22 protein-coding genes are annotated in these 26351 nt (G+C 52.1%); 8 read left to right on the top strand and 14 right to left on the bottom strand.

The window, feature by feature from the left end:
* Positions 1-76: 76 nt before the first annotated feature.
* The 10 genes from COO92_RS05055 to COO92_RS05010 all read right to left on the bottom strand — a co-directional run bounded on the left by COO92_RS05055 (position 77) and on the right by COO92_RS05010 (position 11513).
* On the bottom strand, positions 77-1375 hold the full coding sequence (locus tag COO92_RS05055) for an extracellular solute-binding protein (RefSeq protein ID WP_022730800.1): 1299 nt from the start codon (positions 1373-1375) through the stop codon (positions 77-79).
* 437 nt (positions 1376-1812) lie between these two features.
* Positions 1813-2670 (bottom strand): ABC transporter permease, encoded by an 858-nt coding sequence (locus COO92_RS05050; protein ID WP_101300416.1) that lies wholly within the window; start codon positions 2668-2670, stop codon positions 1813-1815.
* A 9-nt stretch (positions 2671-2679) separates the two neighbouring features.
* Positions 2680-3561 carry an ABC transporter permease gene (locus COO92_RS05045; RefSeq protein WP_101300414.1) on the bottom strand — a complete coding sequence of 294 codons (882 nt, stop codon included), beginning with the start codon at positions 3559-3561 and terminating at the stop codon, positions 2680-2682.
* Positions 3558-4667: an ABC transporter ATP-binding protein gene (locus COO92_RS05040; protein WP_101300413.1), complete on the bottom strand. Its 1110-nt coding sequence runs from the start codon at positions 4665-4667 to the stop codon at positions 3558-3560. The genes COO92_RS05045 and COO92_RS05040 overlap by 4 nt, the downstream gene beginning before the upstream one ends.
* Positions 4668-4791: 124 nt before the next feature.
* Positions 4792-5883 carry an extracellular solute-binding protein gene (locus COO92_RS05035; protein ID WP_101300411.1) on the bottom strand — a complete coding sequence of 364 codons (1092 nt, stop codon included), beginning with the start codon at positions 5881-5883 and terminating at the stop codon, positions 4792-4794.
* A gap of 310 nt (positions 5884-6193) precedes the next feature.
* Positions 6194-7312, bottom strand: a complete 1119-nt coding sequence (locus COO92_RS05030) for an ABC transporter ATP-binding protein (protein WP_101300409.1) — start codon at positions 7310-7312, stop codon at positions 6194-6196.
* Between the two features lie 27 nt (positions 7313-7339).
* Entirely contained in the window at positions 7340-8188 is an 849-nt protein-coding gene (locus COO92_RS05025) for a carbohydrate ABC transporter permease (RefSeq protein ID WP_022730794.1), read from the bottom strand.
* A gap of 12 nt (positions 8189-8200) precedes the next feature.
* Complete coding sequence (locus tag COO92_RS05020; RefSeq protein ID WP_022730793.1) at positions 8201-9139, bottom strand: carbohydrate ABC transporter permease; 939 nt, start codon at positions 9137-9139, stop codon at positions 8201-8203.
* 177 nt (positions 9140-9316) lie between these two features.
* Positions 9317-10579 (bottom strand): ABC transporter substrate-binding protein, encoded by a 1263-nt coding sequence (locus COO92_RS05015; protein WP_101300407.1) that lies wholly within the window; start codon positions 10577-10579, stop codon positions 9317-9319.
* A gap of 46 nt (positions 10580-10625) precedes the next feature.
* Positions 10626-11513 carry an N-acetylmuramic acid 6-phosphate etherase gene (locus COO92_RS05010; RefSeq protein WP_101300406.1) on the bottom strand — a complete coding sequence of 296 codons (888 nt, stop codon included), beginning with the start codon at positions 11511-11513 and terminating at the stop codon, positions 10626-10628.
* Positions 11514-11788: 275 nt separating this feature from the next.
* On the opposite strand from COO92_RS05010, the gene COO92_RS05005 reads away from it, so the two are divergent.
* The 7 genes from COO92_RS05005 (at position 11789) to uvrA (ending at position 20886) form a co-directional block, all read left to right on the top strand.
* Positions 11789-12670, top strand: coding sequence for a glucosamine kinase nucleotide-binding domain-containing protein (locus COO92_RS05005; protein ID WP_101300404.1), 882 nt, complete (start codon positions 11789-11791; stop codon positions 12668-12670).
* On the top strand, positions 12667-13428 hold the full coding sequence (locus COO92_RS05000) for a GntR family transcriptional regulator (RefSeq protein ID WP_101300402.1): 762 nt from the start codon (positions 12667-12669) through the stop codon (positions 13426-13428). The genes COO92_RS05005 and COO92_RS05000 overlap by 4 nt, the downstream gene beginning before the upstream one ends.
* Positions 13429-13471: 43 nt before the next feature.
* Positions 13472-14515 (top strand): SIS domain-containing protein, encoded by a 1044-nt coding sequence (locus COO92_RS04995; RefSeq protein ID WP_101300935.1) that lies wholly within the window; start codon positions 13472-13474, stop codon positions 14513-14515.
* Positions 14515-15651: an N-acetylglucosamine-6-phosphate deacetylase gene (gene nagA / locus COO92_RS04990; RefSeq protein ID WP_101300400.1), complete on the top strand. Its 1137-nt coding sequence runs from the start codon at positions 14515-14517 to the stop codon at positions 15649-15651. Before COO92_RS04995 ends, nagA begins: the two co-directional genes overlap by 1 nt.
* Positions 15652-15693: 42 nt before the next feature.
* Positions 15694-16761, top strand: coding sequence for a Gfo/Idh/MocA family protein (locus COO92_RS04985; RefSeq protein WP_101300398.1), 1068 nt, complete (start codon positions 15694-15696; stop codon positions 16759-16761).
* Between the two features lie 20 nt (positions 16762-16781).
* Positions 16782-17861, top strand: a complete 1080-nt coding sequence (gene fbaA, locus COO92_RS04980) for a class II fructose-bisphosphate aldolase (protein ID WP_101300396.1) — start codon at positions 16782-16784, stop codon at positions 17859-17861.
* A gap of 196 nt (positions 17862-18057) precedes the next feature.
* Complete coding sequence (gene uvrA / locus COO92_RS04975) at positions 18058-20886, top strand: excinuclease ABC subunit UvrA (RefSeq protein WP_101300394.1); 2829 nt, start codon at positions 18058-18060, stop codon at positions 20884-20886.
* A 42-nt stretch (positions 20887-20928) separates the two neighbouring features.
* Here uvrA and COO92_RS04970 read toward each other — a convergent pair whose 3' ends face one another.
* Complete coding sequence (locus tag COO92_RS04970; protein ID WP_101300392.1) at positions 20929-21903, bottom strand: hypothetical protein; 975 nt, start codon at positions 21901-21903, stop codon at positions 20929-20931.
* Positions 21904-22100: 197 nt separating this feature from the next.
* Here COO92_RS04970 and trmFO point away from each other — a divergent pair, with 197 nt between their 5' ends.
* Positions 22101-23447: a methylenetetrahydrofolate--tRNA-(uracil(54)-C(5))-methyltransferase (FADH(2)-oxidizing) TrmFO gene (trmFO, locus tag COO92_RS04965; RefSeq protein ID WP_101300391.1), complete on the top strand. Its 1347-nt coding sequence runs from the start codon at positions 22101-22103 to the stop codon at positions 23445-23447.
* A 59-nt stretch (positions 23448-23506) separates the two neighbouring features.
* Here the strand turns inward: trmFO and COO92_RS04960 are convergent, their stop codons facing one another.
* From COO92_RS04960 to COO92_RS04950, 3 genes are all read right to left on the bottom strand, one after another.
* Positions 23507-24079, bottom strand: a complete 573-nt coding sequence (locus tag COO92_RS04960) for a hypothetical protein (RefSeq protein ID WP_101300390.1) — start codon at positions 24077-24079, stop codon at positions 23507-23509.
* A gap of 148 nt (positions 24080-24227) precedes the next feature.
* Positions 24228-25073, bottom strand: coding sequence for a phytoene/squalene synthase family protein (locus COO92_RS04955; RefSeq protein WP_101300388.1), 846 nt, complete (start codon positions 25071-25073; stop codon positions 24228-24230).
* Between the two features lie 5 nt (positions 25074-25078).
* Positions 25079-26251 carry a mechanosensitive ion channel family protein gene (locus COO92_RS04950; RefSeq protein ID WP_101300387.1) on the bottom strand — a complete coding sequence of 391 codons (1173 nt, stop codon included), beginning with the start codon at positions 26249-26251 and terminating at the stop codon, positions 25079-25081.
* Between the last annotated feature and the right edge of the window lie 100 nt (positions 26252-26351).

The following is a 26351-nucleotide window of genomic DNA, read 5'->3' as shown; positions in this document are numbered from 1 at the left end:
CGCCACCTTCAAGCAAGTCCGGAAAATGCAAAACAGGGCGACCAACAAGGGCCGCCCCGCATTTGCGAAAAGTAGATTAGTTCGAATAGGTGTCGTTGAAACGTTTCAGAAGACCGTTTGCTTCTTCTTCAATCGTTGCAAAGGCTGCATCGATGGTTTCTTCACCGTTCATCATCTTGTCGACTTCGCGGTAAATAACTTCACGGATCTGAACATAGAAACCAAGGCGATAGCCTTTGGTCCAGTCACCACCTTCTTCCGAAAGCTGCTGAATGCCGACTTCTGCATCCGGGCTTTCCGTGTAGTAGCCGTCTTTTTTAGCCAACTCATAAGCAGCGTTGGTGATCGGAACGTAACCGGTTTCTTTGTGCCAGTAGTACTGGGTTTCCGGTTTGGTCAGGAATTTAAAGAATTCAGCAACGCCGGCATCTTGTTCGGCACTATGACCGGCAAAGGCAAACAGTGCAGCGCCACCGATAAAGGTCGATTTCGGCGCGTCACCGACACCTTTCCAATATGGAAGGGTCGAAGTACCAAAATCAAACTGTGCGGATTTTCGCAAACCACCGAATGAGCCGGAAGAACCGATCCACATTGCGACCTGCTGCTGAACGAACGCGTCCTGGTTCGCACCCCATGCACGACCGTAGTAGCCGTAGTAACCTGCATCTTTCCAATCTTTGACGTGCTGCCAGTGATCTTTGAGCGCGTCATTGTTGTAAAGGACTTTGGCATCGGTGCTGTCGTAACCGTTGTTGGCGGTTGCCATCTGCAGGTTATGACGCGACATGAAGTTCTCAAAGAAAATCCATGGGCTGTGCGACTGCGCAAGGGCGGTGTACCCAGCTTCTTTAAGCTTCGGTGCAGCCGCTTCGAATTCCTGCCAGGTTTTCGGAACATCTACGCCCGCTTTGGCCAACGCATCTTTGTTGTAATACAGAAGCGGAGTCGAGCTGTTGAACGGCATGCCGATCATTTTGCCGTCTGAATCGGCAAAGAAGTAACGCACACCCGGGATGTAGTCGTTGATGTCGAATTTGACATTGTTGGCTTCAAGCAGATCCTGAACTGGCTTAACCGCGCCCTTTGCATTGATGATGGTGGCAGCACCGGCATCAAAGATCTGGATGATGTTTGGCTGGTTTTTCGCGCGGAACGCTGCGATGCCAGCCGTCATGGTGTCTTCGTAACCGCCCTTGTTGACAGCCACGAGATGGTATTCATCCTGGCTTGCGTTGAAGTCTGCGGTGATCTGATCAACAACGCCACCAAGTGCCCCATCCATTGCGTGCCACCAGGTGATCTCGGTTGCGGCCTGTGCGGTGTTGCCAAGGGCAAACACTGCGGCAGCTGCCATTAGAGTTTTGCGAAACATGATTTGTTAGCTCCCAAATAAAAATACGTCTGCGTCAAACCGCCTGTTGTTCGGTTGAGCGCAACACGTCTTTTTTCTGTCGAGAACCACATTTCCTCAAGTGACAGTTTTCGGAAATTTACTTTTTGAACTTATAAATACGCAATAATGACTATTTAACGGGGGTATTTTGCGCGATATCCATAAACTAAAATGTTCAAGTGAACAGATATCAGAGCTATTTAGGTTTCCTTGATCACGAATACTTTGCCTTGAATCCCATACGAGTGAAGATATTTTATCGTTTGATATTTGACACTTATGTTAAAATAATATGACTCTGCCACATTATAGAAACACGCGCAGTGACGGCAAATAACAACTTGAACGTAAAGAAGGGCGGCAAATCTGCCGCCCTTCCAATAGTTTCATTTGTGAAAATTAAGTGCGCTAAACGATCATGACGTCTTGTCGCGCTGCACAAACACCGACAGCAACGCAAGCCCGCCAGACACCACCATCAGCAACAGCGACAATGCATTCAACACTGGCGTCGACCCTTGTTTTAACCGGTCAAACATCGCGATTGTCAGAGGGGCATCCGACCCCACCAGCATCAAGGTCGTGTTGAAATTCTCAAACGACATCAAGAACGCAACGATACCTGCCCCCACCAAGGCGGGTTTCAGGAACGGAATGGTCACTGTCCAAAGGGCTGCACGCCGCGACGCGCCAAGATTTAAGGCCGCCTCTTCGAGGCTGATGTCAAATTTACGCAGGCGAGCTGAGATCACCAAGGTCGTGATCGTTGTGATAAAGGCAAACTGGCCAATAATCACAAGGAACAGCCCCGGACGCAGGAATTCAAGATCCCATCCAATAGCCTCCTCTACGCCATTGGCAATTGCATTGGAAAAGACGAGTATCGAGATGCCTAGAATAACCCCGGGAATGACCAGCGGTGACAGCGACACGATATACAGCAGGTTCTTGCCCGGAAACTGGCTGCGTTCAAACAGAAACGCATTACATGTACCAACCGTGACCGACAGAACCGTCACCCAAAAGGCCACAAAAGCAGAGACACCAATGCTTTCAAGCAACTTACTGTCGTTGAAAATCCCGATATACGGCCCTTCGGTTCCAAAGAACCACGCCAGTGTGGCTCCTTCCCATGGCATCGATGGGAACAGGCTATCGTTGAACGCAAAAACACCAACAACAATTAGCGGTGCACTGAGATAGATGAAAAATAGGGTGATATAGCCCGAATAAAGACCCTTATAGAATTTGGGCTGCGGAATACTTGGAATCATGATGCGCCCCTAGCCCACGGTTTCTGAAAGTGTCTGTTTGCTGAGCTTCAATCCGACCCAGACAATCAACGATGAAAGCACCAACAACAAGAAGCCAAAGGCAGAACCTGATTCCCAGTTAAAGCGCGTGATGAACTGGGTGTAAATTTGCTCGGTGAACCACAGACTGTCTTTCCCGCCCAAAAGGTTCGGTGTCAGGTAATTTCCCAACGTCAACATAAAGACAACGATACACCCCGATGCAATACCAGGCATTGCATGCGGGATGACGATGTCGCGGGTGACCGTAAAGCCATTGCCGCCAAGATCGTACCCCGCCTCGATCAGGCTATCGTCAAGACTGTCGAGCACCGATACCAGCGGCACGATCATAAACAGCATGGATGTGTAAACCAGACCGACCATGATCGTCGCATCATTATACAGCATTTCAACCGGCCCATCGGCAATTCCGGACCACTGCAAGAAGTTGCTGACCACACCGCTTTCACGCAGCAGGATCATCCAACCAAATGTGCGGACAAGTTCCGACACCCAGAACGGGATCAAACACATCAGGAACAAGACGTTCTTGCCCTTTCCGCGCATGAATTTTGCAATGTAGTAGGATACTGGAAAGCCGATTACCAAAGTCAAAAAGGTTGCAAAGATCGACATGACGGCGGTGCGAACGTAGGTATTCCAATACAGCGGCTCTGAGAAGAACTCGATATAATTGATCAGGCTGAACTCGTATTTGCCATACGAAATGCGTTCGCGCATCGACACCAGAAACAAGTCGATGTGCGGCAGAACCACCAGCAGGAACAGCCATAACAGCAACGGGAATGCCAATAACAGCAACCCAAAGCAAAATGTGCCGCCTCCTTTTACAGAAGTGCCATTGCTCATGCCGTTGCTCCGCTATCTGACGCGGCAAAGCATCTGGTCTGCTCAAAGCTCCAGGACAGATTGATGTTATCGCCAGCCTTGACCGACGCGAACGCACCGGTTTGCGGCAATGCGACGGTCATCTCGTGACCTGTGGTGGTTTCGCGTACCTGAAGACTGCTGGCAGCACCATTAAACAGCACGTTCTCAACCTTGGCCGACAGAGTGTTATCAACCGCCCCTTCGCCGTCAATGGCGATGGCCTCAGGGCGAACAAAGACGTCAACCGCCTGCCCGTCTTTCAGGGCCGCATTCGCGTCGCGCTTGGCGACAACCTTGCCTCCAGCCGCCAGATTGATTTCGACTTGATGTTCATTCCCGCCACCGACAACTCCGTGCCATCGGTTGCTTTCCCCAACAAATCCGGCAACGAACGCCGTTTGCGGATTGTAATAAAGATCTTGTGGCGCACCGACCTGCTCAAACCGGCCCGCATTCATCACGGCAACCTGATCAGACATCACAAGTGCTTCGGACTGATCATGGGTGATGTAGACAAAGGTGGTGCCGATCTCGTGCTGCAATTGCTTGAGCTCAACCTTCATATGTTCACGAAGCTTTAAATCAAGTGCGCCAAGCGGTTCATCAAGCAACAGCACCGCAGGATCAAGCACAAGACAGCGCGCAATCGCAATACGCTGTTTCTGCCCACCTGAAAGCTGGCTGATTTGTTTTGGACCGGAATCGGGCAACCCCACGCGTGCCAGTGTCTCGTTGACCTTTTGCGCGATGGTGGCTTTGTTTACGCCGCGACGCTTTAAACCGTACGCCACGTTTTCCGCCACATTCATCATCGGAAACAGTGCCAGATGCTGGAAAACCATATTCACCGGGCGACGGTTTGGTGGAACGCCCAAAACCGATGCCCCCTTAATCAGAATATCGCCCGAAGTCGGCGCCTGAAAACCGGCAAGCATCCGAAGCAACGTGGTTTTCCCACAGCCACTTGGCCCTAGAATGGAAAAGAACGACCCCTTGGGAATGGCAAGCGAGATGTCATCCACAGCAGTAAAGTCGTCAAATTTTTTGACCACATTGCGGCATTCAAGGTCAAACTGATCAGCCATGGGAGCCCTGTTCTCGTTATATTTTTTAATGAAATAACCATGACGGCAATTGCCATCGTAAAAAGCAGAATGTCCCCGGCATAAACCCATGCCGGGGACCAGAATATTGGCGTCGTGTTAGGCCTTAGTTCGACTGTGCGGCTTTCACACGGTCAAGCGTCTTGCCTTCAAGTACTTCCAGACCCGCCGGAACGGTCGGATACCACTTGATATTATCAAGGTCTTTTGCCGGGAAGCTGCCCTGGAACTGAGCTTTAAGCTTGTCATCTGCAAACTCGTCAGCACCCTTGGACGCGGTGAAGTTACCGGCATTCGCCGTAATCATCGCGGCAATTTCAGGCTGCATCACAAAGTTGATCCACTTGTAAGCGGCATCTTCGTTCTTGGTTTTGCTCGGCAGAACAAAGGTATCGATCCAACCAAGGGCACCCGATTTCGGGGCGACAAAGGTGATGTCGGCATTGTCGTTGTTCAATTTCCACCCACCGGTATCCCAAGCCATGGCGGCAACAACTTCACCAGAACGCACAAGGTTCAGCAGCGCATCGCCACCTTCCCAATAGGTTTTGACGTTTGCTTTGCAATCGATCAGCTTGGCTTCAACCGCATCAAGGATTTCCTGATACTTTGCTTCGTCGCCATAAGCAGCAAACGGATCAAGACCCATCGCATAGGCAAAGCCGATCAAGGTTGGACGTTTCAGACGATAGGAAACTTTGCCTGCAAGATCATCGGCACAAAGATCGGTGTAATCGGCAACGTTTGCAGCCTTGGTTTTATCAACAATCAAACCGCTGGTGCCCCAAACGTGTGGCACGCCGTAGACTTCCCCATCAACCGTTGTGTTGGTCTTGGTCGCAGCAAGCATGGACGGAATGAATTTCGCGCTGTCGACTTTCGACAGGTCCATCGGCTTATAGATGCCGTATTCAAGCTGTGCGCCGGCAATACGGTCCTGCGATGGCTGCGCAAGGTCAAAGCCCCCGCCACCCGTGGCGCGAAGTTTGGAAATCATGTCTTCGTTGTTTGACAACGTCACTTCAACATCGATGCCAGTTTCTTTTTCAAATGCCTCGATGACCTCATCGGGGGCATAGCCACCCCAGGTCAGAAGACGAAGTTCATCCGCCTGTGCGGCCGAAACAAGAGAAACCATTCCTGCAATTGCCGTAAGGCCGAGTAAGGAACCACGCAATGCGCCGTGTTTTTTAGACATTTTGAACCCTCTAAATGAACGTGATGGCATTTCCCTGAACCCGGAGCACACCCTTTTTAGGCTTGGCTGCATCCAGGCGGGGGCATTATCGCAAACTCATTTGTTGATACGAAAGGAAAAATGAACTTTTTTCTTTCCTTTGAACACCTCGAATTCATTTTTGCGCCATGCGTCCATCAAGGGCAAGTTAAAGTTCTGCAACAGTTTTCCCGCCGCAACGCAACATTTCAACCCTCTCTAAGGCCCTTCCAAAAGCAAAAGGGTGCCGCATGCGACACCCCTTCTTGCTCTTCCACCGGAACGCTGTCGGTTATTCGTCGGCGCTATATTCCGCCGGGCAATCGACCTTGGCAAAGGCCTTGCCGTTACCATTAAACAGATGCGCGGCCCCTGCGGATGCGGATGCTGTGACGGTTTCACCGATCTTGACCCGGCTGTGGCCCGGTGCGCGTACCGTGACATGATCGCCATTGGCAAGTTTCAGATAAAGATAGGTCGAATCGCCCAGCTTTTCGACAACATCAACCTCGCCATGGACTGTCAGCTCACCTCCATCGCCAAGAGAAAGATGTTCGGGACGAATGCCAAGCTCAACCTGTTTGCCAAGCTCATTCTGGTCAACATCAAATGGCAGGACGGACGGGGTGCCGCCCGGGATTGAAACGGTTACCTTGCCGGGTTCAACCTTGTCGATCCTGACATTGGTAAAGTTCATCGCCGGTGACCCAATGAAGCCTGCGACAAAGCGGGTCTGAGGATGATGATAAAGCTGCATCGGGGAGCCAACTTGCTCGACGTTACCACCATTCATCACAACGATCTTGTCAGCCAGGGTCATGGCTTCGACCTGATCGTGTGTGACATAGACAATGGTTGATTTCAGTTCCTGATGCAGCTTGGCGATTTCAAGGCGTGTCTGAACACGCAGGGCTGCATCAAGGTTTGAAAGCGGCTCGTCAAACAGGAACACCTTTGGCTGGCGCACAATGGCGCGGCCAATGGCAACGCGCTGACGCTGCCCACCGGAAAGTTCCGACGGACGACGGTCAAGCAACTGATCAAGTTGCAGGATACGGGCGGCTTCGCGCACCCGCGCATCAATTGCCGCCTTGTCCTGTTTGTCGAGTTTCAGGCCAAAGGCCATGTTTTTATAGACCGTCATATGCGGATACAAAGCATAGGACTGGAATACCATGGCAATGCCACGATCCCGCGGGCTTTTGGTATTTACCAGATCACCATCGATCATAAGATCGCCACTGGTGATATCTTCAAGCCCGGCAATGATGCGAAGCAAGGTTGATTTACCGCAGCCTGACGGCCCGACAAAGACAACGAACTCACCATCTTTTACATCCAGATCAATGCCGTGAAGCACATCAACAGCGCCATAGCTTTTGTGGATCTGGTCAAGTTTCAAGTCAGCCATTTATTCAAAGCTCCTGTCAGCCAACATTTATTTCACTGCGCCAGACGTAAGGCCGCGAATGAGTTGTCGGGAGAAAATCAGATAAAGGATCAGGATCGGGATGATCGCGAGGCTCAGCGACGCCAGAACTGCGTTCCAGTCCGTCACGTACTGCCCGATGAATTGCTGCACACCCAGCGTAATGGTCTGTTTGCCATCACCCGGTGCCAAGATCAGCGGGAACCAAAGATCGTTCCAGATCGGGATCATCGTAAACACAGCCACCGTCGCCACAGCCGGACGGATCAGTGGCAGGATAACCGCGAAGAAAATCTTGAATTCCCCCACCCCGTCACAGCGCGCGGCTTCTTTCAAATCCTTCGGGATCTGATGCATGAACTCGGTCAGGATAAAGATCGCCAAGGGTAATCCTTGGGCGACATACACCAGCACAAGTGCTGTCAGCGTATTTATCAATCCCAAATCAACGATCAGATTAAGGATCGATACCGAGCCAAGGCGGATCGGCACCATGATCCCGATGGCAAGGTACAGTGCAAGCACTGTATTGCCGGGGAATTTGTATTCCGACAACGCCCAGGCTGCCATCGCGGCAAGCAACAGGACAATCGCGATGGTGATAACCGTTACTGTAAAGCTGTTGTAGAAAAACACCTCGAAATTCGACTTGGCCAAAACCTTGGTAAAGCCCTCAAGGCTGAAGGTTTCCGCATTCGGAAATCCCATCGGATCGCGGAAAATGGCTTTGCGTGTTTTAAAAGCGTTAATCACCACCAGGAAAATCGGGTACAGCGCAACCAGTGTGTAGGTCAGAAGAATACCATGCACGATGACAGCGCGGCTTGCGTCTTCTCTACGTATGTTTTTGAAACTCATGATCGCCCCCGATTACAACTGATAGCGCGAAAGACGGCGCTGCACGGCGAACAAATAGAACAAAACACCCGCCAGAATGATCAGGAACATCAGTGATGCAACCGTCGCCCCAAGATGAGGATTGCCCAGCTGCAACTGATAACCAAAGAACGTGCGATAGAACAACGTCCCCATGATATCGGTTGCAAAGTTTGGCCCGGCCAGCGCACCCTTTACGGCATAAATCAGGTCGAACGCATTGAAATTACCAACAAATGTCAGGATCGAAACCATGGCAACCGTTGGGAAAACAAGCGGCAACTTGATGTGCCAGAACACTTCAAAATGGGTCGCGCCATCGACAACGGCGGCATCAACCAAATCATCGGGAATGGCAAGTAAGGCAGCATAAATCAGCATCAAGGGAATACCGACCCACTGCCAGACTGAAATGAATGACAGGGTAATCAGCGCACTTCCTTCTTTGCCAAGCCATGGGCCAAACAGCGATTTCAACCCGATTATATCAAGCAGGTCCGCACCCACACCCCAAACGGGGCTTAGGATCAACTGCCAGATAAAACCGACAATCACCACGGACAACATTGTTGGCATGATCATCATCGTCCGATAGCTGTTGCGAAAACGCAGGCGCGGCAAACTTAAAATACCGGCAAGTGCAATCCCGATCGGGTTTTGGATCAACATGTGAACAGCAAAGAACTTCATGTTGTTCCAGAAACTGTTCCAAAAGGTCGCCGCCCAGTCCGGGTCAGCCAGAACGGTGCGATAATTGTCCAGGCCAACAAAAGCCGCCTCGCCGCCACTTGGCGTCGCATAGAAGCTAAGGCGGATGGAATCGACCAGCGGATAGATCATGAACAATGTGTAGATGATCGTTGCCGGAGCCAGAAAGGCGATCACAGGCAATCTTGCCTTGCGCCAATCGGTCATGGGGCCGGAATGCGCCATACCCTGTCCTGTATTTCCAAGATTAAAAGGTTGAAGGCTGTCTGTTGCCTTCGGAACTTAGTGACCGCTCATTTATGCCCGGCGGTCGGAATGACGCAGATCACAAGACCGATGCGTCTGACGGGCAATCAAAGAAGGATGGCAGAAACCAGACGTTTCCGCCATCCCTTCACAGTCTTACTGGTGCGGAGCGTACCATTTCGCCAGACCAGCTTCGGCAGCGGCACCGGCATCGGTCGGAGAAATCGTACCGTTGATAACCTGAGCAGACAGGTTCCACAGTTCGTTCTCAAGGTTAGGCGCGCCACGCGACAGGATCTGATACGAGTTACGAATGGTTGACTCGCATTCCTGACGCCAGCTCACAAACTCGTTTGCAACCGGGTCGGTGATTTCAACGTTGTGCTTCGACAACGAGAAGAAGCCCGGAAGCTCGTTGGAATAGAGTTCGGCAAATTCGGAACCAGTCATCCACTCGAGGAAGATTTTAGCCTCAGCCGCATTGTCGGACTTGGCATTCAGGCCAAGCGCAATATCGGTATGGTCACTGATGTAGCAGGTATCAGAACCAGCCGGTGCAGGCGGCGGGAATGCGCCGAATGCGAAATCAGCCTGATTGTTAAACAGCGAGATATCCCACGAACCTGCCGGATAAACAGCCGCACGACCCAGCGTGAAGAGGTTCTGCGCATCCGGATATGAAATGGCTTCATAGCCATCCGGCAGATAGTTCTTCCAGGTCGCAAGCTCGGTAAAGGTATCGACATATGGCTTGTCGGTGAATTTCGCGCTGCCGTCGATCAGGGCTTTACGACCCGCTTCACCTTTCCAGTGGTTCGGACCAATATTTTGGAAGCCCATGGTTGCAGCTTCCCACTGGTCGGCCGTTCCCATTGCCATTGGAATGTAGCTGCCCTCTTCCTTGATTTTATCAAGGGCCGCATAGAATTCTTCGCTGGTTTGCGGTACTTCAACGCCAACTTCTTCAAAGGCTTCTTTGTTATAGATAAAGCCATGAATTACCGATGCCATCGGCAAGCAGAAGGTCGCTGATCCGTCATCCGTCTGCCACGCAGATTTGGCAACGTCAGAGAAGTTGTCCATGCCCTTAAGGTCGTCAAGAGCAGTAAGGTTACCCTGCTTGTAAAGCTCAAGCGACGCATCAAACGGACGGCAGGTAATCAGATCACCCGCAGTACCACCGGCCAACTTGGCATTGACCGAAGCGTTGTATTCAGTCGGCGGGGTCGGTGTGAAGGACACTTTAATGTCCGGGTGTTGCTCATTGAATGCCGGAATGATCTTGTCGTTCCAGATATCAATATCATCGTTACGCCAGCTTTCGATAACAAGCTCGCCGGCCGATGCCATCATCGGAACCAGGGCGACACTTGCCGCCAGGGCCCCGGCCAGGCCTTTTGCTAAGACTTTATTCGACATTTATGCCTCCTCTGATCAATGTCGGCGGACCAGCACCCAAAAGATGTTAGTCCCGATACTCAAGTGCTGCCCGGAGATTTCCATTAGACAGTCCAAGAATTTCTTTTGCCCGCGCGATACTATGGCCCTTGGCCACCAGAACGGCGGTGCGAATATCAAAATCTGATTGTGTCAACGCGTCTTTGGCGTGCGCACCATCACAAGATGCGATGTGTGCAACAATACGGATGGCGCGTTCGTGCAGTTTGATGTTTTCTGCGCGCATGCCAACCATCAGGTTATCAAACAATCGACCAAGCTTGTTCATCACAAGGGTCGAAAGGATATTAAGCGCGGCCTTTTGTGCGGTCCCTGCCCCCATGCGGGTCGAACCGGCAACAACTTCAGGCGCGCTATCAAGGAAAATGCCACTGTCGGCGATGTCGATCAATTTGCCATCCGGATTATTGCAAATGGCAACGGTGAAGGCGCCGCGTTGGCGCGCAAGTTCAACCGCACGCACGGTATAGGGCGTCGATCCACTGGCTGCGATGGCGATCACGGCATCGTTTTCGCCGATTTCATGTTGATGGATTTCGCGCGTGGCAAGATCGACGTCGTCTTCCGCACCGTTAAATTCATTCGGCGCGCTTTGCAACCCGCCTGCCAGCATGACAATGGTATGCTCTTCGGGCCAGCCAAATGTTCCGCCAAGCTCCTTGGCGTCCTGCCATGCAACAGTACCAGATGTGCCTGCCCCGACATAAACGAGACGCCCGCCGCCCCCCAGGCGACGCGCTATCCCGTTTGCGGCTGTCGCCAAATCCGTAAGGACTGGACCAACCGAGGCCACAGCACGCATCTGGCCTTCCCACAAGGCCATAAGGAAATCGGCGTCGGACCATTGATCCAACCCGGCAAATCGCAAATCAAATTCTTCGGTGCGTGATGCCATTTTTCCGTCTCCCTCTCCAAATTAAATACCATTGTGATACCAGCGACGCAAGACACTTCGTAAATATTTTATGCGACGACACTATATAGAGGCATATATTTAATATAATTCAATTTGTTATGAGGATTTTTAAATCTCTCGCTACATATTCTACGTGTATCTACGGATTCCAAAGACAGACCATTCACATCTATAGTGGCGTTATATTGGTATTGATTTTTAAGATACCACTCTGGTATGGTTAGGACATCAACTAGAAGACGGTTACACAAACAATGCAAAACGAACGGCTTTATCTTGGTATTGATGGCGGCGGCACCCGCTGCCGCGCGCGCATTGTAAATGCGTCCGGCGATATACTGGGAGAAGCCGTTTCTGGTGGTGCCAATACCCGACTTGGCATGGACCACGTCTTTGGTGAAATTGTCGCGGCCGCCTCCCTTGCACTTGAAAAAGCAGGCATGGATGACTCTAGACTGGGCGACCTTCATGCTGGGTTAGGACTGGCCGGGCTTCCACTGGAACGTGAACGTAAACTTGCCCATGCCTATCCTCATCCTTTCGCCAGCATATGTTTTGCCACCGACGCCTATACGGCCTGTCTTGGCGCCCATGATGGTGCAGATGGCGCAATCCTGATTGTCGGAACAGGAACCTGTGGTCAGGCAATCGTCGGCAACCGGGAGCTGTCGGTCGCGGGCTGGGGGTTTGAGGTTTCCGATATCGGCAGTGGCGCACGCATTGGCCGTGCCGCGATCGAAACAGCCCTACTCGCCCATGACGGATTGGCTAATCAAACCGATCTGACAAAACAGGTCATGGGGAAATTTAACAACAACCCCGAAGATATCGTCGCCTTTGCCGAAACGGCACGTCCGGCCGACTATGGCAGTTTCTGTCCACTGGTGTTTGACGCCGAAGCAAAGGGTGACGCTGCGGCTGGCGTGATCATTGATATCGCGGTTCAGGCGAATTTGCAGATTTTGCGCAAACTGACGGCGTTTGGCGCATCGCAGATCACTCTTATGGGCGGACTGGCCGATCAAATGGCCAACCGCATGCCCCGCGACATTGCGGATCAACTGGTTTCGGCCAAGCACGATGCAATGCATGGCGCAATTCTGATGGCCAAACAGCGCGAAAGAACTGCGGCATGATCACAACCCAGGACATTATTGAGAACCTGCGCACGCGCGACATCGAAAACACTGGAAATGGGCCGCTTTATCGCCGCCTTCAATCCGCACTGAAGGCCGTGATTGATGATGGGGTTTTGCAAGTTGATGATGCGTTGCCAAGCGAGCGTGACCTTGCCAACGAACTGGGCATTTCGCGTGTCACGGTACGTAACGCCATGCGTTCATTGGTCGATGAAGGCGTTCTGGTTCAACGCCATGGCGCGGGCACGTTCGTAGCCCCGCGTGTTGAACAGGCGCTTTCACGCCTGACATCCTTTACCGAAGACATGATCACACGTGGCATGGATCCGGGGGCGATTTGGCTTGAAAAAACAGTTGGTCACGCATCCCCGGAAGAAGCCATGGCTCTGAACTTGTCCCCCGGCACCGAAGTCACACGCTTGCGCCGTCTGCGTACCGCCAACGACAAGCCAATGGCCCTGGAATATGCGGTCATTCCGCGTGCATTTTTGCCAAGTCCCGATGAAGTGGATAAATCACTTTATGACGCCTTGGCAAAATACAACAAGAAACCCGAACGCGCCCTGCAGCGCCTTCGGGCTGAACTTTTTGATGGTGAAACCGCAAAAATTCTGGGTGTGCCGGACGGCAGTGCAGCACTTTATATCGAACGCCGCTCGTTCCTTGCCAATGGGACACCGGTCGAATTCACACGGTCCTACTACCGTGGTGACAGTTATGACTTTATCGCTGAAATGCAGGTAGATGCCCGCTGATCAAAAGATCGGGCACCTTGCAGAAAATGAGGGAACACTGGATATGACAACAAGCTGGCGCCCGAAAACTCAGATGGGCCGCGAATTGGCAGAATCCCCGGATGTTGTTGCCAAACAACTCGCCCACAACAAGACTGCAATCGACACGCTTGCAACGGAACTTCGCGCCAATCCGCCGAAATTCGTTGTTACATGCGGTCGTGGTAGTTCAGATCACGCCACCCTTTACGCAAAATACCTGATTGAAAGCCAGCTTGGCATTCCGGTTGTTTCTGCGGCCCCGTCGATTGTATCTATCTATAACCGTACCGTTGCCAGCAAGGACGCACTTTTCATTGCGGTCTCGCAGTCTGGCAAAAGCCCGGATCTTGTCAAAAACGCCCAAGCAGCCCGGGATGCCGGTGCGCGGACTGTGGCCTTGGTTAATGTTGTTGATTCTCCTCTGGCCGATACGGTTGATCACGTTATTCCGCTGCTTGCCGGACCGGAAACAAGTGTTGCCGCCACCAAGTCCTATATTGCGACCCTGTCGGCGATTGCCCAGATTGTTGGCGCATGGACGCAAGACACCAGCTTTAACGACGGTCTAAGCAAACTTCCGAACCTGCTAACGTCCGCACTTGATCAAGATTGGCTCGGTGCGTCTGATACCATTGCCAAGTCTGATGGTCTGTATGTCATCGGGCGCGGCCCGGCCTTTGCGATTGCGCAGGAGGCTGCCCTGAAATTCAAGGAAACCAGTAGCTTGCACGCCGAAGCATTCAGTGCTGCTGAGGTAAAGCATGGCCCAATGGCCTTGGTCTCTAAAACATTTCCGATGCTGGTGTTTTCACAGCAGGATGCATCGCGTGACAGTGTCGAAGATTTCCTGACTGAAATGCGCGGGAAAACAGATAACCTGTTTGCAGCCGAAACCGGCTATGCCGATATCAAGGGGCACCTTCCGGTGGTCGAGGATATCCACCCGCTTCTCGCCCCGATTGCCATGATCCAGACGTTCTATACGCTGGCTGAAAACGTGGCACTTGCGCGTGGCTGCAATCCCGATGCACCGCCGCATCTTTCGAAAGTAACGGAGACCCACTGATGTCTGCATTTGCCATTACCAATGCCCGTATCTTTGACGGCACAGATTTTCTGGACGGCAAGTCGGTCATCGTGCGCGATGGCAATGTTGATAAGATTGTCGATGCGGCCGCCCTGCCCGCTGACCTCACCGTTATTGACGGTAACGGACAGATGCTTGCGCCCGGTCTGATTGATGTTCAGGTCAATGGTGGTGGCGGTGTGTTGCTGAACGATCAGCCCACGGTCGATGGTGTGCGCGCCATCATGCAAGCGCATCGCAAATATGGCACAACCGCCATGCTGCCAACATTAATCACCGACCATCGAGGCAAGATGGAAACCGCCATTACGGCGGTGACAGATGCGATTGATGCAGGTGTTCCGGGCATTGTCGGCATTCACCTTGAAGGACCGTATCTCAATCCAGAACGTAAGGGCGTTCACAGTGCAGATATCATCCGGCCGATGGAAAATGACGCGATTGAGCTGCTGACCCGGCTACCAAACGGTCGCATTCTGGTCACCATGGCCCCGGAAAAGGCCGCCAAAGGCACCATCAAAACCCTTGCGGACAAAGGTGTTCTGGTCTGTGCCGGGCATACAGCCGGAAATTACGCTCATATTCAAAGTGCCATTGACGAGGGCCTGCGCGGTTTTACCCACCTGTTTAACGCCATGAGCCCGATGACCCACCGGGAACCGGGTGTGGCTGGGGCGGCAATGGCCGATGACACAACCTGGTGCGGTCTGATCGCAGACGGATATCATGTTCACCCCGCCGTACTTAAGGTTGCCATTCACGCCAAGGCCACGGGCAAGATCATGCTGGTGACCGACGCCATGCCAACCGTGGGGGCCGATGACAAACGTTTTACCCTTGGCGGTGAAGAAATCATTGCAGCTGATGGTCGCTGTGCGTTGGCCGATGGAACATTGGCCGGGTCGGACCTTGATATGATCAGTGCCGTGAAAAACTGCGTTGAAATGGTCGGACTTGATCTGGGCGAAGCGCTGCGTATGGCGTCCCTTTATCCGGCGGAATTTTTGAAACTCGATGACAAAATGGGCCGGATTGCACCGGGATATCAGGCCGATATGATCCTGTTTGATGACGCATTCAATGTGTCGCGCAGCTGGATTAACGGTGCGGAATAATCATAACAATCAATATATTATCAGGTTTTAAGGAGGCACAAAATGAAGCCCGTTCGTATTCTGGTTATCGGTCTTGGCAATATGGGCCTGTCGCACGCAAAGGCCTATCATGCGCTTGATGGATACGAAATTGTTGGCATTTGTGCCCGGTCAAACATTCCTGCGGAAAAGCTGCCAGATGGGTTTGCTGCTTACCCGCAGTTTACCGATTTTTATACCGCATTGGCGCAAACCAAACCCGATGCCGTGTCGATCAACACCTATACAGAAACCCATGCTGACTTTGCCGTCGCCGCCTTTGAGGCCGGTGCACATGTGTTTATCGAAAAGCCACTTGCCGCCACAGTGGAGGACGCCGAACGGGTTGTTGCCGCAGCCAAAAAGCATGATCGCAAACTGGTGATTGGCTATATCCTGCGCCATCATCCGTCCTGGGAAAAGTTTGTTGAAATCGCCAAGACGCTCGGCAAACCGCTTGTCATGCGCATGAACCTCAATCAGCAAAGCAGCGGTGCCTTTTGGGAAACCCATAAACGGTTGCTCAACAGCGTGTCACCGATTGTCGATTGCGGGGTTCATTACCTTGACATGATGTGCCTGATGACGGCGGCCAAGCCGGTGTCGGTCAATGCCATGGGCGTGCGCCTTTCCGAAGACGTCGCACCAGACATGTATAACTATGGCCAACTTCAGGTCCGCTTTGATGATGGATCCATCGGCTGGTACGAGGCCGGATGGGGCCCGATGATCAGTGAAACCGCCTTTTTTGTGAAAGACGTGATCGGGCCAAAGGGCAGCGTTTCCATCACCGATGTCGAAGAAAAAGGCGCTGGTTCAGCCGATATTGATACCCACACCAAGACAAATGCACTCAAACTTCACCATGCTGCCACAAACAGTGCCGGAGAATTTACACAATTGGACGAGATCATCAAAACTGATGACGAGCCCGATCATGACGGCCTGTGTCTGCGTGAACAGCAATTTTTCCTAAAGTCTATAACGGAAAATCTTGACCTTACGCAGCATATGGAAGATGCATTGGGCTCTTTGCGGATTGCCCTTGCTGCGGACCAGTCGGTTCGAACGGGGGCACCTGTTTTACTCTGACCCCCAGGAGGAGTACCCACATGCCTTCCGTTAAACCCGGTGTTGTTACCGGTGCTGCCTATCGTGACCTTGTCGCTGCCTGCAAGCAGGACGGTTACGCCTTACCTGCTGTCAATATCACATCGTCAAGCACGATGAATGCCGCCCTTGAGGCCGCTGCAAATGCCGGTTCTGACATTATCATTCAGCTTTCGAATGGCGGTGCACAGTTCTTTGCCGGCAAGGGCATCAAGGACGCCGCGGCTGCCCGTGTTGTGGGCGCCGTTTCAGCCGCACGCCATGCACAGCTTCTGGCTGAGTATTATGGTGTTGCGGTTGTCCTGCATACCGATCACGCGAACCGCAAGTTCGTGCCATGGGTCGATGAAATGCTAAAATGGAGCGAAAAGGCCTATGCCGAAGAAGGCAAAGCGCTTTACAGCTCGCACATGCTTGATCTTTCCGAAGAACCACTCGAAGACAACTTGTCGACCTGTGAAACCTTCCTCAAGCGTATGTCCGCCATCGAAATGAGCCTGGAAATCGAACTGGGCGTCACGGGTGGCGAAGAAGACGGGATCGGCCATGAACTCGACACCTCGATCGAGGAAATTGATCCGCGTCTTTACACCCGTCCCGAAGAAGTCGAAGAAGCCTACCGTCGCCTGTCACCGCTCGGCCATTTCTCGGTCGCAGCAGCGTTCGGTAACGTGCACGGCGTCTACAAGCCGGGCAACGTCAAACTGCGCCCTGAAATCCTTCTCGAAAGCCAGAAATTCGTCGCCGAGAAGCATGGTCTGGGCGACAGCCCGTTGGACTTCGTGTTCCACGGTGGTTCGGGTTCGGAAAAAGCGAAAATTGAAGAAGCTGTCGGCTATGGTGTTTTCAAAATGAACATCGATACCGACACCCAATTCGCTTATGCCCGTCCGGTTGGCGAATATGTCGAAGCAAACGATCGCGCCTTTAAATATCAGGTCGATCCCGAAACCGACAAACCTTATAAAAAACAATATGATCCGCGTGTCTGGATCCGCGAAGCCGAACTCTCGATGGCTGCGCGCCTCGAAGAAGCCTTCAAGGATCTTGGTGCGACCGGTCGTTCGGTGACCAAAGGCTAGTCCGCCTGAAACGGTCAAAAGATTTGTGAAGCCCGCCGGACTTGTTCGGCGGGCTTTTTCATGCATCCATGTCGACCTTGGTTGCGAAAAAGATCTCTCCTGACAAATACTGACAGGAACTGTCAGGGGCATGCTTGCGTATACAGGTTGCCTCCTCTATACACTTTCCGAACAATTCAGGAACAAAAGGCCCGACATGCTGACGAAAATTTCGGTTCGCGGTGCGAAAGAACACAATCTGCAGAACATTGACGTTGAACTGCCCCGTGACGCCTTGGTTGTGATTACCGGCCTGTCAGGATCGGGTAAAAGTTCGCTGGCATTCGATACAATCTATGCTGAAGGCCAGCGTCGTTATGTCGAAAGCCTTTCAGCTTATGCGCGGCAGTTTCTTGAATTGATGCAAAAGCCTGACGTCGAATACATCGACGGCCTGTCACCGGCGATTTCGATTGAGCAGAAAACAACGTCGCGCAATCCGCGCTCGACCGTTGGTACTGTCACCGAGATTTATGACTATATGCGTCTTCTCTGGGCGCGTGTTGGCATCCCCTATTCACCGGCCACCGGATTGCCGATTGTCAGTCAGACCGTATCGCAGATGGTCGACCGCGTGCTCGAGATGGAAGAAGGAACACGCCTGTATCTTCTGGCCCCCATCGTGCGTGGTCGCAAAGGTGAATACAAAAAGGAACTGCGTGATCTACGGTCGCGCGGTTTCCAGCGCGTCAAAATCGATGGTGAAATGTATGACATTGATGACGCGCCAGACCTCAACAAGAAACTCAAACACGATATTTCTGTTGTTGTTGATCGTCTGATCGTCAAGGACGGCATCGGAACGCGTCTTGCCGACAGCTTTGAAACCGCCCTTGAACTGACCGATGGCATTGTCCTTGCCGAGGATGCCAAAACGGGCGACACCACGGTGTTTTCCGCCAAGTTCGCCTGCCCGGTTTCCGGCTTCACAATCGAGGAAATCGAACCGCGTCTATTTTCCTTTAACAACCCGTTTGGCGCCTGCCCGGCCTGTGACGGTCTTGGCACCCAGATGGAATTCGATCCGATGCTGGTGGTGCCCGATGAAAGCAAAACGCTTGATGATGGCGCGGTTGCACCGTGGGCCAGCTCAACATCGAAATATTATCTGCAAACCCTGAAATCCGTCGCTAAGCATTTTGGGTTTAAAACCAACGTTGCGTGGGAAAAGCTGCCCAAAACCGCACAGGACACCATCCTGTTTGGCTCTGGCGACGAAGACGTCACCGTGACCTATGACGATGGATCGCGCAGTTATAAGGTTTCACGCCCGTTCGAAGGCGTCATTCCAAACATGTCGCGTCGCTGGCGTGAAACCGACAGCCAGTGGGCCCGTGACGAACTTTCCAAATACCAGATGGTGTCAAACTGCCCGACCTGTAACGGGCAGCGCCTCAAACCCGAAGCCTTGGCCGTTAAGGTCGATGGGGCTGAAATATCGCGCATCACCGACCTTTCAATCGCCAAGGCGGCCGATTGGTTTCTGGCCCTTGAAGACAAACTGAACCCCAAGGAAACAGAGATTGCGCGCAGAATCTTACGCGAAATCAATGATCGCCTGCGCTTCCTGCGCGATGTCGGACTGGATTACCTGTCGATGTCACGCACATCGGGCACCCTTTCAGGTGGTGAAAGTCAGCGTATCCGACTGGCATCACAAATCGGTTCGGGCTTAACCGGGGTTCTTTACGTCCTTGATGAACCGTCTATCGGTTTGCATCAACGCGACAATGACCGGTTGCTTGAAACGCTTAAACGTCTGCGGGATCTTGGTAATACGGTTCTGGTCGTCGAACACGACGAAGACGCCATTCGTGCGGCTGACTATGTGGTCGATATGGGCCCGGGTGCCGGTATCCACGGCGGTCGCATCGTTGCCGAAGGCACCCCCGAACAAATTCAGCAAAACCCCGAAAGCCTGACGGGCAAATACCTTGTCGGGACCGAACAGATTGCCGTGCCAAAGGAACGCCGCAAAGGCAATGGCAAGTCGATTGCGATCAAAGGCGCCACAGCCAACAACCTGCAAGGTGTCGATGCCGAATTCCCGCTGGGCAAATTCATCTGTGTTACAGGTGTTTCAGGTGGTGGTAAATCAAGCCTTGTGATTGAAACACTCTATAAGGCGCTGGCCAAGCGGATGCACAATGCGCGCAACCATCCCGGCGCCCATGACAGCATCACCGGTGTTGAGCATATCGATAAAATCATTGATATCGACCAAAGCCCGATTGGCCGAACACCACGATCCAACCCGGTAACCTACACCGGTGCATTCACGCCAATCCGTGAATGGTTTGCCCAACTGCCAGAGGCCAAAACGCGCGGGTATAAGCCGGGACGTTTTTCGTTTAACGTTAAGGGCGGCCGCTGCGAAGCCTGTCAGGGCGATGGTGTTATCAAGATTGAAATGCACTTCCTGCCCGACGTTTATGTCGAATGTGATCAGTGCAAAGGCAAACGATATAATCGTGAAACGCTCGATATATCGTTTAAAGGCAAATCGATATCTGACGTTCTTGATATGACCGTTGAAGAAGGTGCGGATTTCTTTAAGGCTGTTCCATCAATCCGCGACAAGATGGAAACCTTAAAACAGGTGGGTCTTTCCTATATCCATCTGGGTCAACAGGCTACCACCCTGTCGGGTGGCGAAGCACAGCGTGTCAAACTGGCCAAGGAGCTATCAAAACGTGCCACTGGACGTACGATTTATATTCTTGATGAACCCACAACCGGGCTTCATTTCCATGATATTCGCAAGCTGCTTGAAGTGCTCCATACCATTGTCGATCAAGGCAACACAGTTGTCGTGATTGAACACAACCTTGACGTCATCAAGACGGCCGACTGGATCATTGATATTGGACCTGAGGGGGGCGACGGCGGCGGGAAGCTTGTCGGATGCGGGACGCCCGAAGACATCATGGCCAATAAGAAAAGCTATACCGGACATTACCTTAAGCGTCATCTGGGACTTAAGTAGAACCAAAACGGGGCAGTGATATTCTGCCCCGTTTTGCTGTGATCAATCTGTACGGGCAACCCTGTCTTCAACGCGCTTGACTAGTGCGGTGCTAAGCCGTTCGCTAAATCCTGACAGGAATGCAAACACCAAGACAATTGAGATTTGCTGTCCAGCAGCAGCCGAGTTGCCAATCTGGTCCAAGTCATCAAGATTGTGCAACTGATCAAGCGGGATCGGCAATATCCCTGCCCGTAGTGCCAACAAAACCAGAAGTGCAAAGCAGAACCCCATGCAGGGCCGGAACAGGAAATTAAAGAACACCGAGGCTGGTTCCATCTCGTTCCATTTCACATCCTTGCCAAGCCGCATCATCATGCTGGTTAGCGCCCCAATCGCCCCAAAACTGCCAACAAAGAACAACAGGTCATAACTAAACCCGAATATCTTGCCCGAACTGCCGCTGATCAGGGTATCGACCTGAACAAACAGCAAAACAGCGAACACTAGAAAAATTGGCGACAGCGCCAATGCAATGGCGGCAATCCGAAGGCTGCGATAAAAAGCTGCTTCGACCGGATTAGGTTCCGCTTTCGGTACGGGGCGACGGCTATCCCCCTGCAGGTCATGCAAATAGCCCTGCACAAACCCTTCCCGTCCCTGATTAAGGGCCAGCAACATGATCATGGCATCCGACAGTTTTCGTTCTTCTGGAATATCGGAAAACGCGTCATTTACGCGCCACCAACGCAAGAATGACCGCATCACCAGCGACGCGCGCCATCCCTGACGGGTGGTGATGATATATTCAATCATGGCGTCGATATCTGCTGTTGCAAACACGCCATCGCTAGAACTGGCAAAGGGAAATCCGATATGATGGCCGATGACCAATGGCTTGGGGCTGGCATCAGGTGACGTGCCCTTATCTGGGACGTCAGGACAGTCGAGGTCACGACGCCAACGGCGACTGGGCACCAGACCGATGACCGGACAATGGGTCGGTTCATATCCATAGGGATGATGCGGGTAGCTCATATGTCTGCCATTTTCGCCTGTTTCGGGATAGAACGGCTCTGTCCTGTATGACGCGCCTGATGTGGCATTGTGAAAAATTCATATCCACATGCATGAAACCGGCACCACAGTTACGTAATTGACTTGAAATCTGCCCCTTTGCACCGCTATGTGTGTGCCAGGTTTTAAAACACATTCTTCGCGAGGAGTTCGCACACGTGAGTACGGTCAAACCTGTTCATATTATTGGTGCCGGTCTGGCCGGTAGTGAAGCCGCATGGCAACTGGCCGAGGCTGGCGTGCCCGTCACCCTTCATGAAATGCGCCCGGTGCGACCAACCGATGCCCACCATACGGACAAATGCGCCGAACTGGTCTGTTCGAACTCGTTCCGCTCCGATGACAAGGAATACAATGCTGTTGGCCTGATCCATGATGAAATGCGCCGTGCCGGGTCGATCATCATGCGTTGTGCCGATGAACACAAGGTTCCCGCCGGTGGTGCGCTTGCCGTTGACCGCGAGGGTTTTTCTGCTGCTGTAACAACTGCACTGGAAAGTCATCCTCTGATCACGATGGAACGTGGCGAGATTGATGGCCTACCGCCCGTGGAATGGGAACACACCATCATTGCTACCGGCCCGCTGACCTCTGGTCCACTCGCCGAAGCCATTCGGACCGAAACCGGCGAAGAAAGCCTCGCCTTCTTTGATGCGATTGCGCCGATTGTCTATAAGGAAAGTATTGATTTCGACAAGGCATGGTTCCAGTCGCGCTATGACAAGGGCGACGGCAAGGATTACATTAATTGCCCGATGAATGAGGCCGAATATAACGCCTTCATCGATGGCCTGATCGAAGGTGATAAAACCGAGTTTAAGGAATGGGAAAAAGACACACCCTATTTTGATGGCTGCCTTCCGATCGAGGTTATGGCTGAACGTGGCCGCGAAACCCTGCGTCATGGCCCGATGAAGCCGGTTGGCCTGACCAACCCGCATGATCCAACCAATAAGCCACGCGCCATTGTTCAGCTGCGTCAGGATAATGCCCTTGGTACGCTTTACAATATGGTCGGTTTCCAGACCAAACTGAAATACGGCGCACAGGCCGACGTCCTGCGCACCATTCCGGGACTGGAAAAGGCTGAATTTGCCCGTCTTGGCGGCATTCACCGCAACACGTTCCTGAATTCACCGCGTCTTCTGGACGGCAACCTGCGCCTTAAATCACGTCCTGATGTGCGGTTTGCCGGTCAAATCACCGGTTGCGAAGGCTACGTTGAAAGTGCGGCTGTCGGGTTGATGGTTGGTCGGTTCACCGCCGCAGAAAAAAGCGGAAAAACACTTCCCACACCGCCGCTTGCAACCGCAATGGGTGCATTGCTCAACCACATCACAGGCGGTGCGGATGAAAGCACATTCCAACCGATGAATGTTAATTTTGGTCTATTCCCTGACCTTGAATTGACCAAGCGCGTTAAGGGGCGGGATCGTAAAAAGCTTTATTCAGATCGCGCTATCCCGCTGTTTGACGCATGGTTATCGGAAATCGCTGCTGCCTGATAAAACGACAAAAGCCGCTTCATTCGAAGCGGCTTTTTGGTTGGGCAGCAGCCCTTTGATCAGTAGCCCTTTTTTTCCTGACGCAGGAGCTTTCCGGTAATATCGCGGATCGTCTCGCCATTGCGGAACCGCTTGAAGATCAATTCCATATTGCCTTCATCATCGAGCTTGCGTTCATAGACCTGCATCTCATACCCACCGTCATCGGTGATATAAAGCGCATGGATCGTCAATGTACGATCAACAATCCGCGCCCAAAAGAACGGTTCTCCCTTAAGCGGATCATTGGGAACTCGTTTGCCAAACAAACCGGACCGCATGGCACTTCCGTAGATGTCTGGTCGATCCGTGCCATAGAATTCAATATTCAGTGAAACGGTCTTTTCTCGGCCATCGGATTTGTGAATGACAGTAGTCCAATCGACGACAAAACCACGGTCTGCTTTGACGATTTTGACATCAAGATCACGGGCTTGCAATTCCCCTTCGGCGTGCTCAATGGTTTCACCATGATACTCACCCAAAAACGGCTCAATGCTTGCTGCCTGCGCCGAAATTGGCAAAAAAAGCCAGCTCAGCATGAACAAACTAGCAAGCCACTGATATCTTTTGCCGATGTTCTTATGTGCCATTCGGGTCCTCGCCTAATAGGATCAAGCCGCCATTGTGCCCTGTTATCAAAGCGTTTTTAACGCTAGCACGGCCAGATCAGAACTGCCTTATTCTTTTGCTTAATTTAGATGACATTTTCGCAATATCCAGCAACACCGCGAAATTAATTCAGTATCGCTTGAACATTCCGTTCAATGTCAGGCGCAAACTTGCCGGACGAGCTAGCCCGAACTCCGCAGAAAACGGATCATAACCGGCCTTTGCCAACTTGCGAAGATACCCGTCGGCCAGCACAACCGGCAGTCCTACGGCCAGGGCACTTTTGGGCAATGCTTTGCGGGCAGAACGGGCATCCTTGATCCGTTGACGTGCAAGCTCAGCCAGCGCACGGATAAAAGTTTTGACCTCATCCTTTTTACGGAACTCAAAAATATCACCTTGGGCAACGTTATGGAGTTCCATCTGATCTTTGGGCAGATACAAGCGTTTTGCACGACCGTGAAAAACAATTGCGCGCATGATACCTACAAGACCATATGCATTTCCGGCCAGCCGGGCGGCATGTTCAGCATCCTCACCCTTAGCACCGAGCAAACGGGCGGCAAGCACAGAAAGATGACCAGATGTCTGATCGATATAGCGATCAAGCTCGACCTGATTTTCCGGCTGACGATCTTCAAGATCAAATTCGCGTGCTGTCACCAATGCGCCAAGGTCTTCAACAGACAAATCACCAGATTTGACCAGCTCTGCCAGTGGCTCGATCACCTCATGCTTGCGCACAGTGCCTTCTGCCAGATCAGACAAGGCATCATGCCACCATTGCACGCGAATGTGCCCCAGCATCACTTCGCTGACCATTTCGCGGGTTTTCGACACTTCCTGATTAAACGCATACAGCGTGAAAAGATCATCACGCTTATCGGGGCTTGCGAAAAGTGCACATAGGAAGCGATCCCGGTCGTGGCGACGAACATAGTCCGCGCAGTAAGGCAATTTCGGCGTATCTGTCATCGTCTTCATCCGATCTTACGCGTTTCGCGCTGATCGTCGCTGCTGTTTGAAGGATTTTCTGGCATGGTTTCGACATACAGCGACTGCGACGGGAATGCAAATCCGGCCCCCGCTTCCTCGACAATCCGCTTGAATGCAATGATATGACGGTTGCGAATTTCACGCCACGTCACCCAGTCGGTCGTGGTGGTGAAATAGTACAGATCAATATTTATAGAACTTGCCCCAAAATCAGACAAATGCACCATCTGTGCGACTGCTGTTTGTGCAACGTCTTCATCATTTTTCAGAAAGTCACGTAACTGATCAACAATAGCTTCCATCTGCTTTGCAGTGGTCCGATATTCCAGACCAATCGACATCTTGATACGCCGATGCGTCATGCGTGACCAGTTAATCACCGGTGAATCGACGATTTGCGCATTTGGCATGGTGACAAGTGCCTTGGCAAAGGTCCGGACCTTTGTGGCACGTAGGCCGACAACTTCGATGGTCCCTTCAAAATGCGGCGTTTCGACCCAGTCACCCCGTTTGTAAAGGTTATCGGCGAAAATCGTCAGCCCACCGAAAACGTTGGCAACAGAATCCTTTGCCGCCAATGCAACAGCCATCCCCGCAAGGCCAAGACCACCGAGGAAGGCCGAAACATCAATGCCCCACCCTTCGAGCAAAATGACAATCCCGATTACGGCAATCAGGGTTTTAATGCCACGGATAAAGAACTGCCTTAAATCATCGCCCAACCCGGCACCGAACCGGCCAATCAGGCGGTTAAACGACAGTCCAAGTGGCTCGACCGCACGAAACATCGCCCAGAACACGCTAAAGCCTGCTGCAAGGCTGGTGGCATCAAACAGCACCGTTTCGATTTCCAGGGAAAGATCAAGCAGCTCAATGGCAAAATAAATGCCGACAATCATCACGAGGGCCTGAAGCGGCAACGCAAAAGCATCAAGTACATTCGCAACCGTGCTTTGCTTATTCTGATGTGCCAATCGGCGCATGCCCCCCAGAATAGCAGCGGCTAAAACACGTTTGAGGATGAAAAACACAATCAGGACAACAAGCGCACCAATCCATCTTCCGATGTCACCGCCACCAATCATATCGACCCAATTATTCAGTTGGCCAATGACTTCGGTATTCAGGCTGTCGAGTTCTGTCGAAATTTCATCCATGACTTCTAAAGCGTTCTACTGTTAATGTTTATTGACGATAGGCCTTGCGCGCAAAAGCAGCGACCTGCACTTAGAAGGCCTTTGTATAACAATTAAAATG

The sequence above is a fragment of the Thalassospira lohafexi genome (assembly GCF_002844275.1).
Taxonomy (GTDB): Bacteria; Pseudomonadota; Alphaproteobacteria; order Rhodospirillales; family Thalassospiraceae; genus Thalassospira; species Thalassospira lohafexi.
Note: the sequence above shows the minus strand (reverse complement) of the source record. Positions and strands in the feature narration are given on the sequence as shown.

What these genes read in the sequence shown, in the direction of transcription:
- COO92_RS05055 (WP_022730800.1), bottom strand. Translation starts at nt 1,375, where the DNA reads ATGTTTCGCAAAACTCTAATGGCAGCTGCCGCAGTGTTTGCCCTTGGC.
- COO92_RS05050 (WP_101300416.1), bottom strand. Translation starts at nt 2,670, where the DNA reads ATGATTCCAAGTATTCCGCAGCCCAAATTCTATAAGGGTCTTTATTCG.
- COO92_RS05045 (WP_101300414.1), bottom strand. Translation starts at nt 3,561, where the DNA reads ATGAGCAATGGCACTTCTGTAAAAGGAGGCGGCACATTTTGCTTTGGG.
- COO92_RS05040 (WP_101300413.1), bottom strand. Translation starts at nt 4,667, where the DNA reads ATGGCTGATCAGTTTGACCTTGAATGCCGCAATGTGGTCAAAAAATTT.
- COO92_RS05035 (WP_101300411.1), bottom strand. Translation starts at nt 5,883, where the DNA reads ATGTCTAAAAAACACGGCGCATTGCGTGGTTCCTTACTCGGCCTTACG.
- COO92_RS05030 (WP_101300409.1), bottom strand. Translation starts at nt 7,312, where the DNA reads ATGGCTGACTTGAAACTTGACCAGATCCACAAAAGCTATGGCGCTGTT.
- COO92_RS05025 (WP_022730794.1), bottom strand. Translation starts at nt 8,188, where the DNA reads ATGAGTTTCAAAAACATACGTAGAGAAGACGCAAGCCGCGCTGTCATC.
- COO92_RS05020 (WP_022730793.1), bottom strand. Translation starts at nt 9,139, where the DNA reads ATGGCGCATTCCGGCCCCATGACCGATTGGCGCAAGGCAAGATTGCCT.
- COO92_RS05015 (WP_101300407.1), bottom strand. Translation starts at nt 10,579, where the DNA reads ATGTCGAATAAAGTCTTAGCAAAAGGCCTGGCCGGGGCCCTGGCGGCA.
- COO92_RS05010 (WP_101300406.1), bottom strand. Translation starts at nt 11,513, where the DNA reads ATGGCATCACGCACCGAAGAATTTGATTTGCGATTTGCCGGGTTGGAT.
- COO92_RS05005 (WP_101300404.1), top strand. Translation starts at nt 11,789, where the DNA reads ATGCAAAACGAACGGCTTTATCTTGGTATTGATGGCGGCGGCACCCGC.
- COO92_RS05000 (WP_101300402.1), top strand. Translation starts at nt 12,667, where the DNA reads ATGATCACAACCCAGGACATTATTGAGAACCTGCGCACGCGCGACATC.
- COO92_RS04995 (WP_101300935.1), top strand. Translation starts at nt 13,472, where the DNA reads ATGACAACAAGCTGGCGCCCGAAAACTCAGATGGGCCGCGAATTGGCA.
- nagA (WP_101300400.1), top strand. Translation starts at nt 14,515, where the DNA reads ATGTCTGCATTTGCCATTACCAATGCCCGTATCTTTGACGGCACAGAT.
- COO92_RS04985 (WP_101300398.1), top strand. Translation starts at nt 15,694, where the DNA reads ATGAAGCCCGTTCGTATTCTGGTTATCGGTCTTGGCAATATGGGCCTG.
- fbaA (WP_101300396.1), top strand. Translation starts at nt 16,782, where the DNA reads ATGCCTTCCGTTAAACCCGGTGTTGTTACCGGTGCTGCCTATCGTGAC.
- uvrA (WP_101300394.1), top strand. Translation starts at nt 18,058, where the DNA reads ATGCTGACGAAAATTTCGGTTCGCGGTGCGAAAGAACACAATCTGCAG.
- COO92_RS04970 (WP_101300392.1), bottom strand. Translation starts at nt 21,903, where the DNA reads ATGAGCTACCCGCATCATCCCTATGGATATGAACCGACCCATTGTCCG.
- COO92_RS04960 (WP_101300390.1), bottom strand. Translation starts at nt 24,079, where the DNA reads ATGGCACATAAGAACATCGGCAAAAGATATCAGTGGCTTGCTAGTTTG.
- COO92_RS04955 (WP_101300388.1), bottom strand. Translation starts at nt 25,073, where the DNA reads ATGACAGATACGCCGAAATTGCCTTACTGCGCGGACTATGTTCGTCGC.
- COO92_RS04950 (WP_101300387.1), bottom strand. Translation starts at nt 26,251, where the DNA reads ATGGATGAAATTTCGACAGAACTCGACAGCCTGAATACCGAAGTCATT.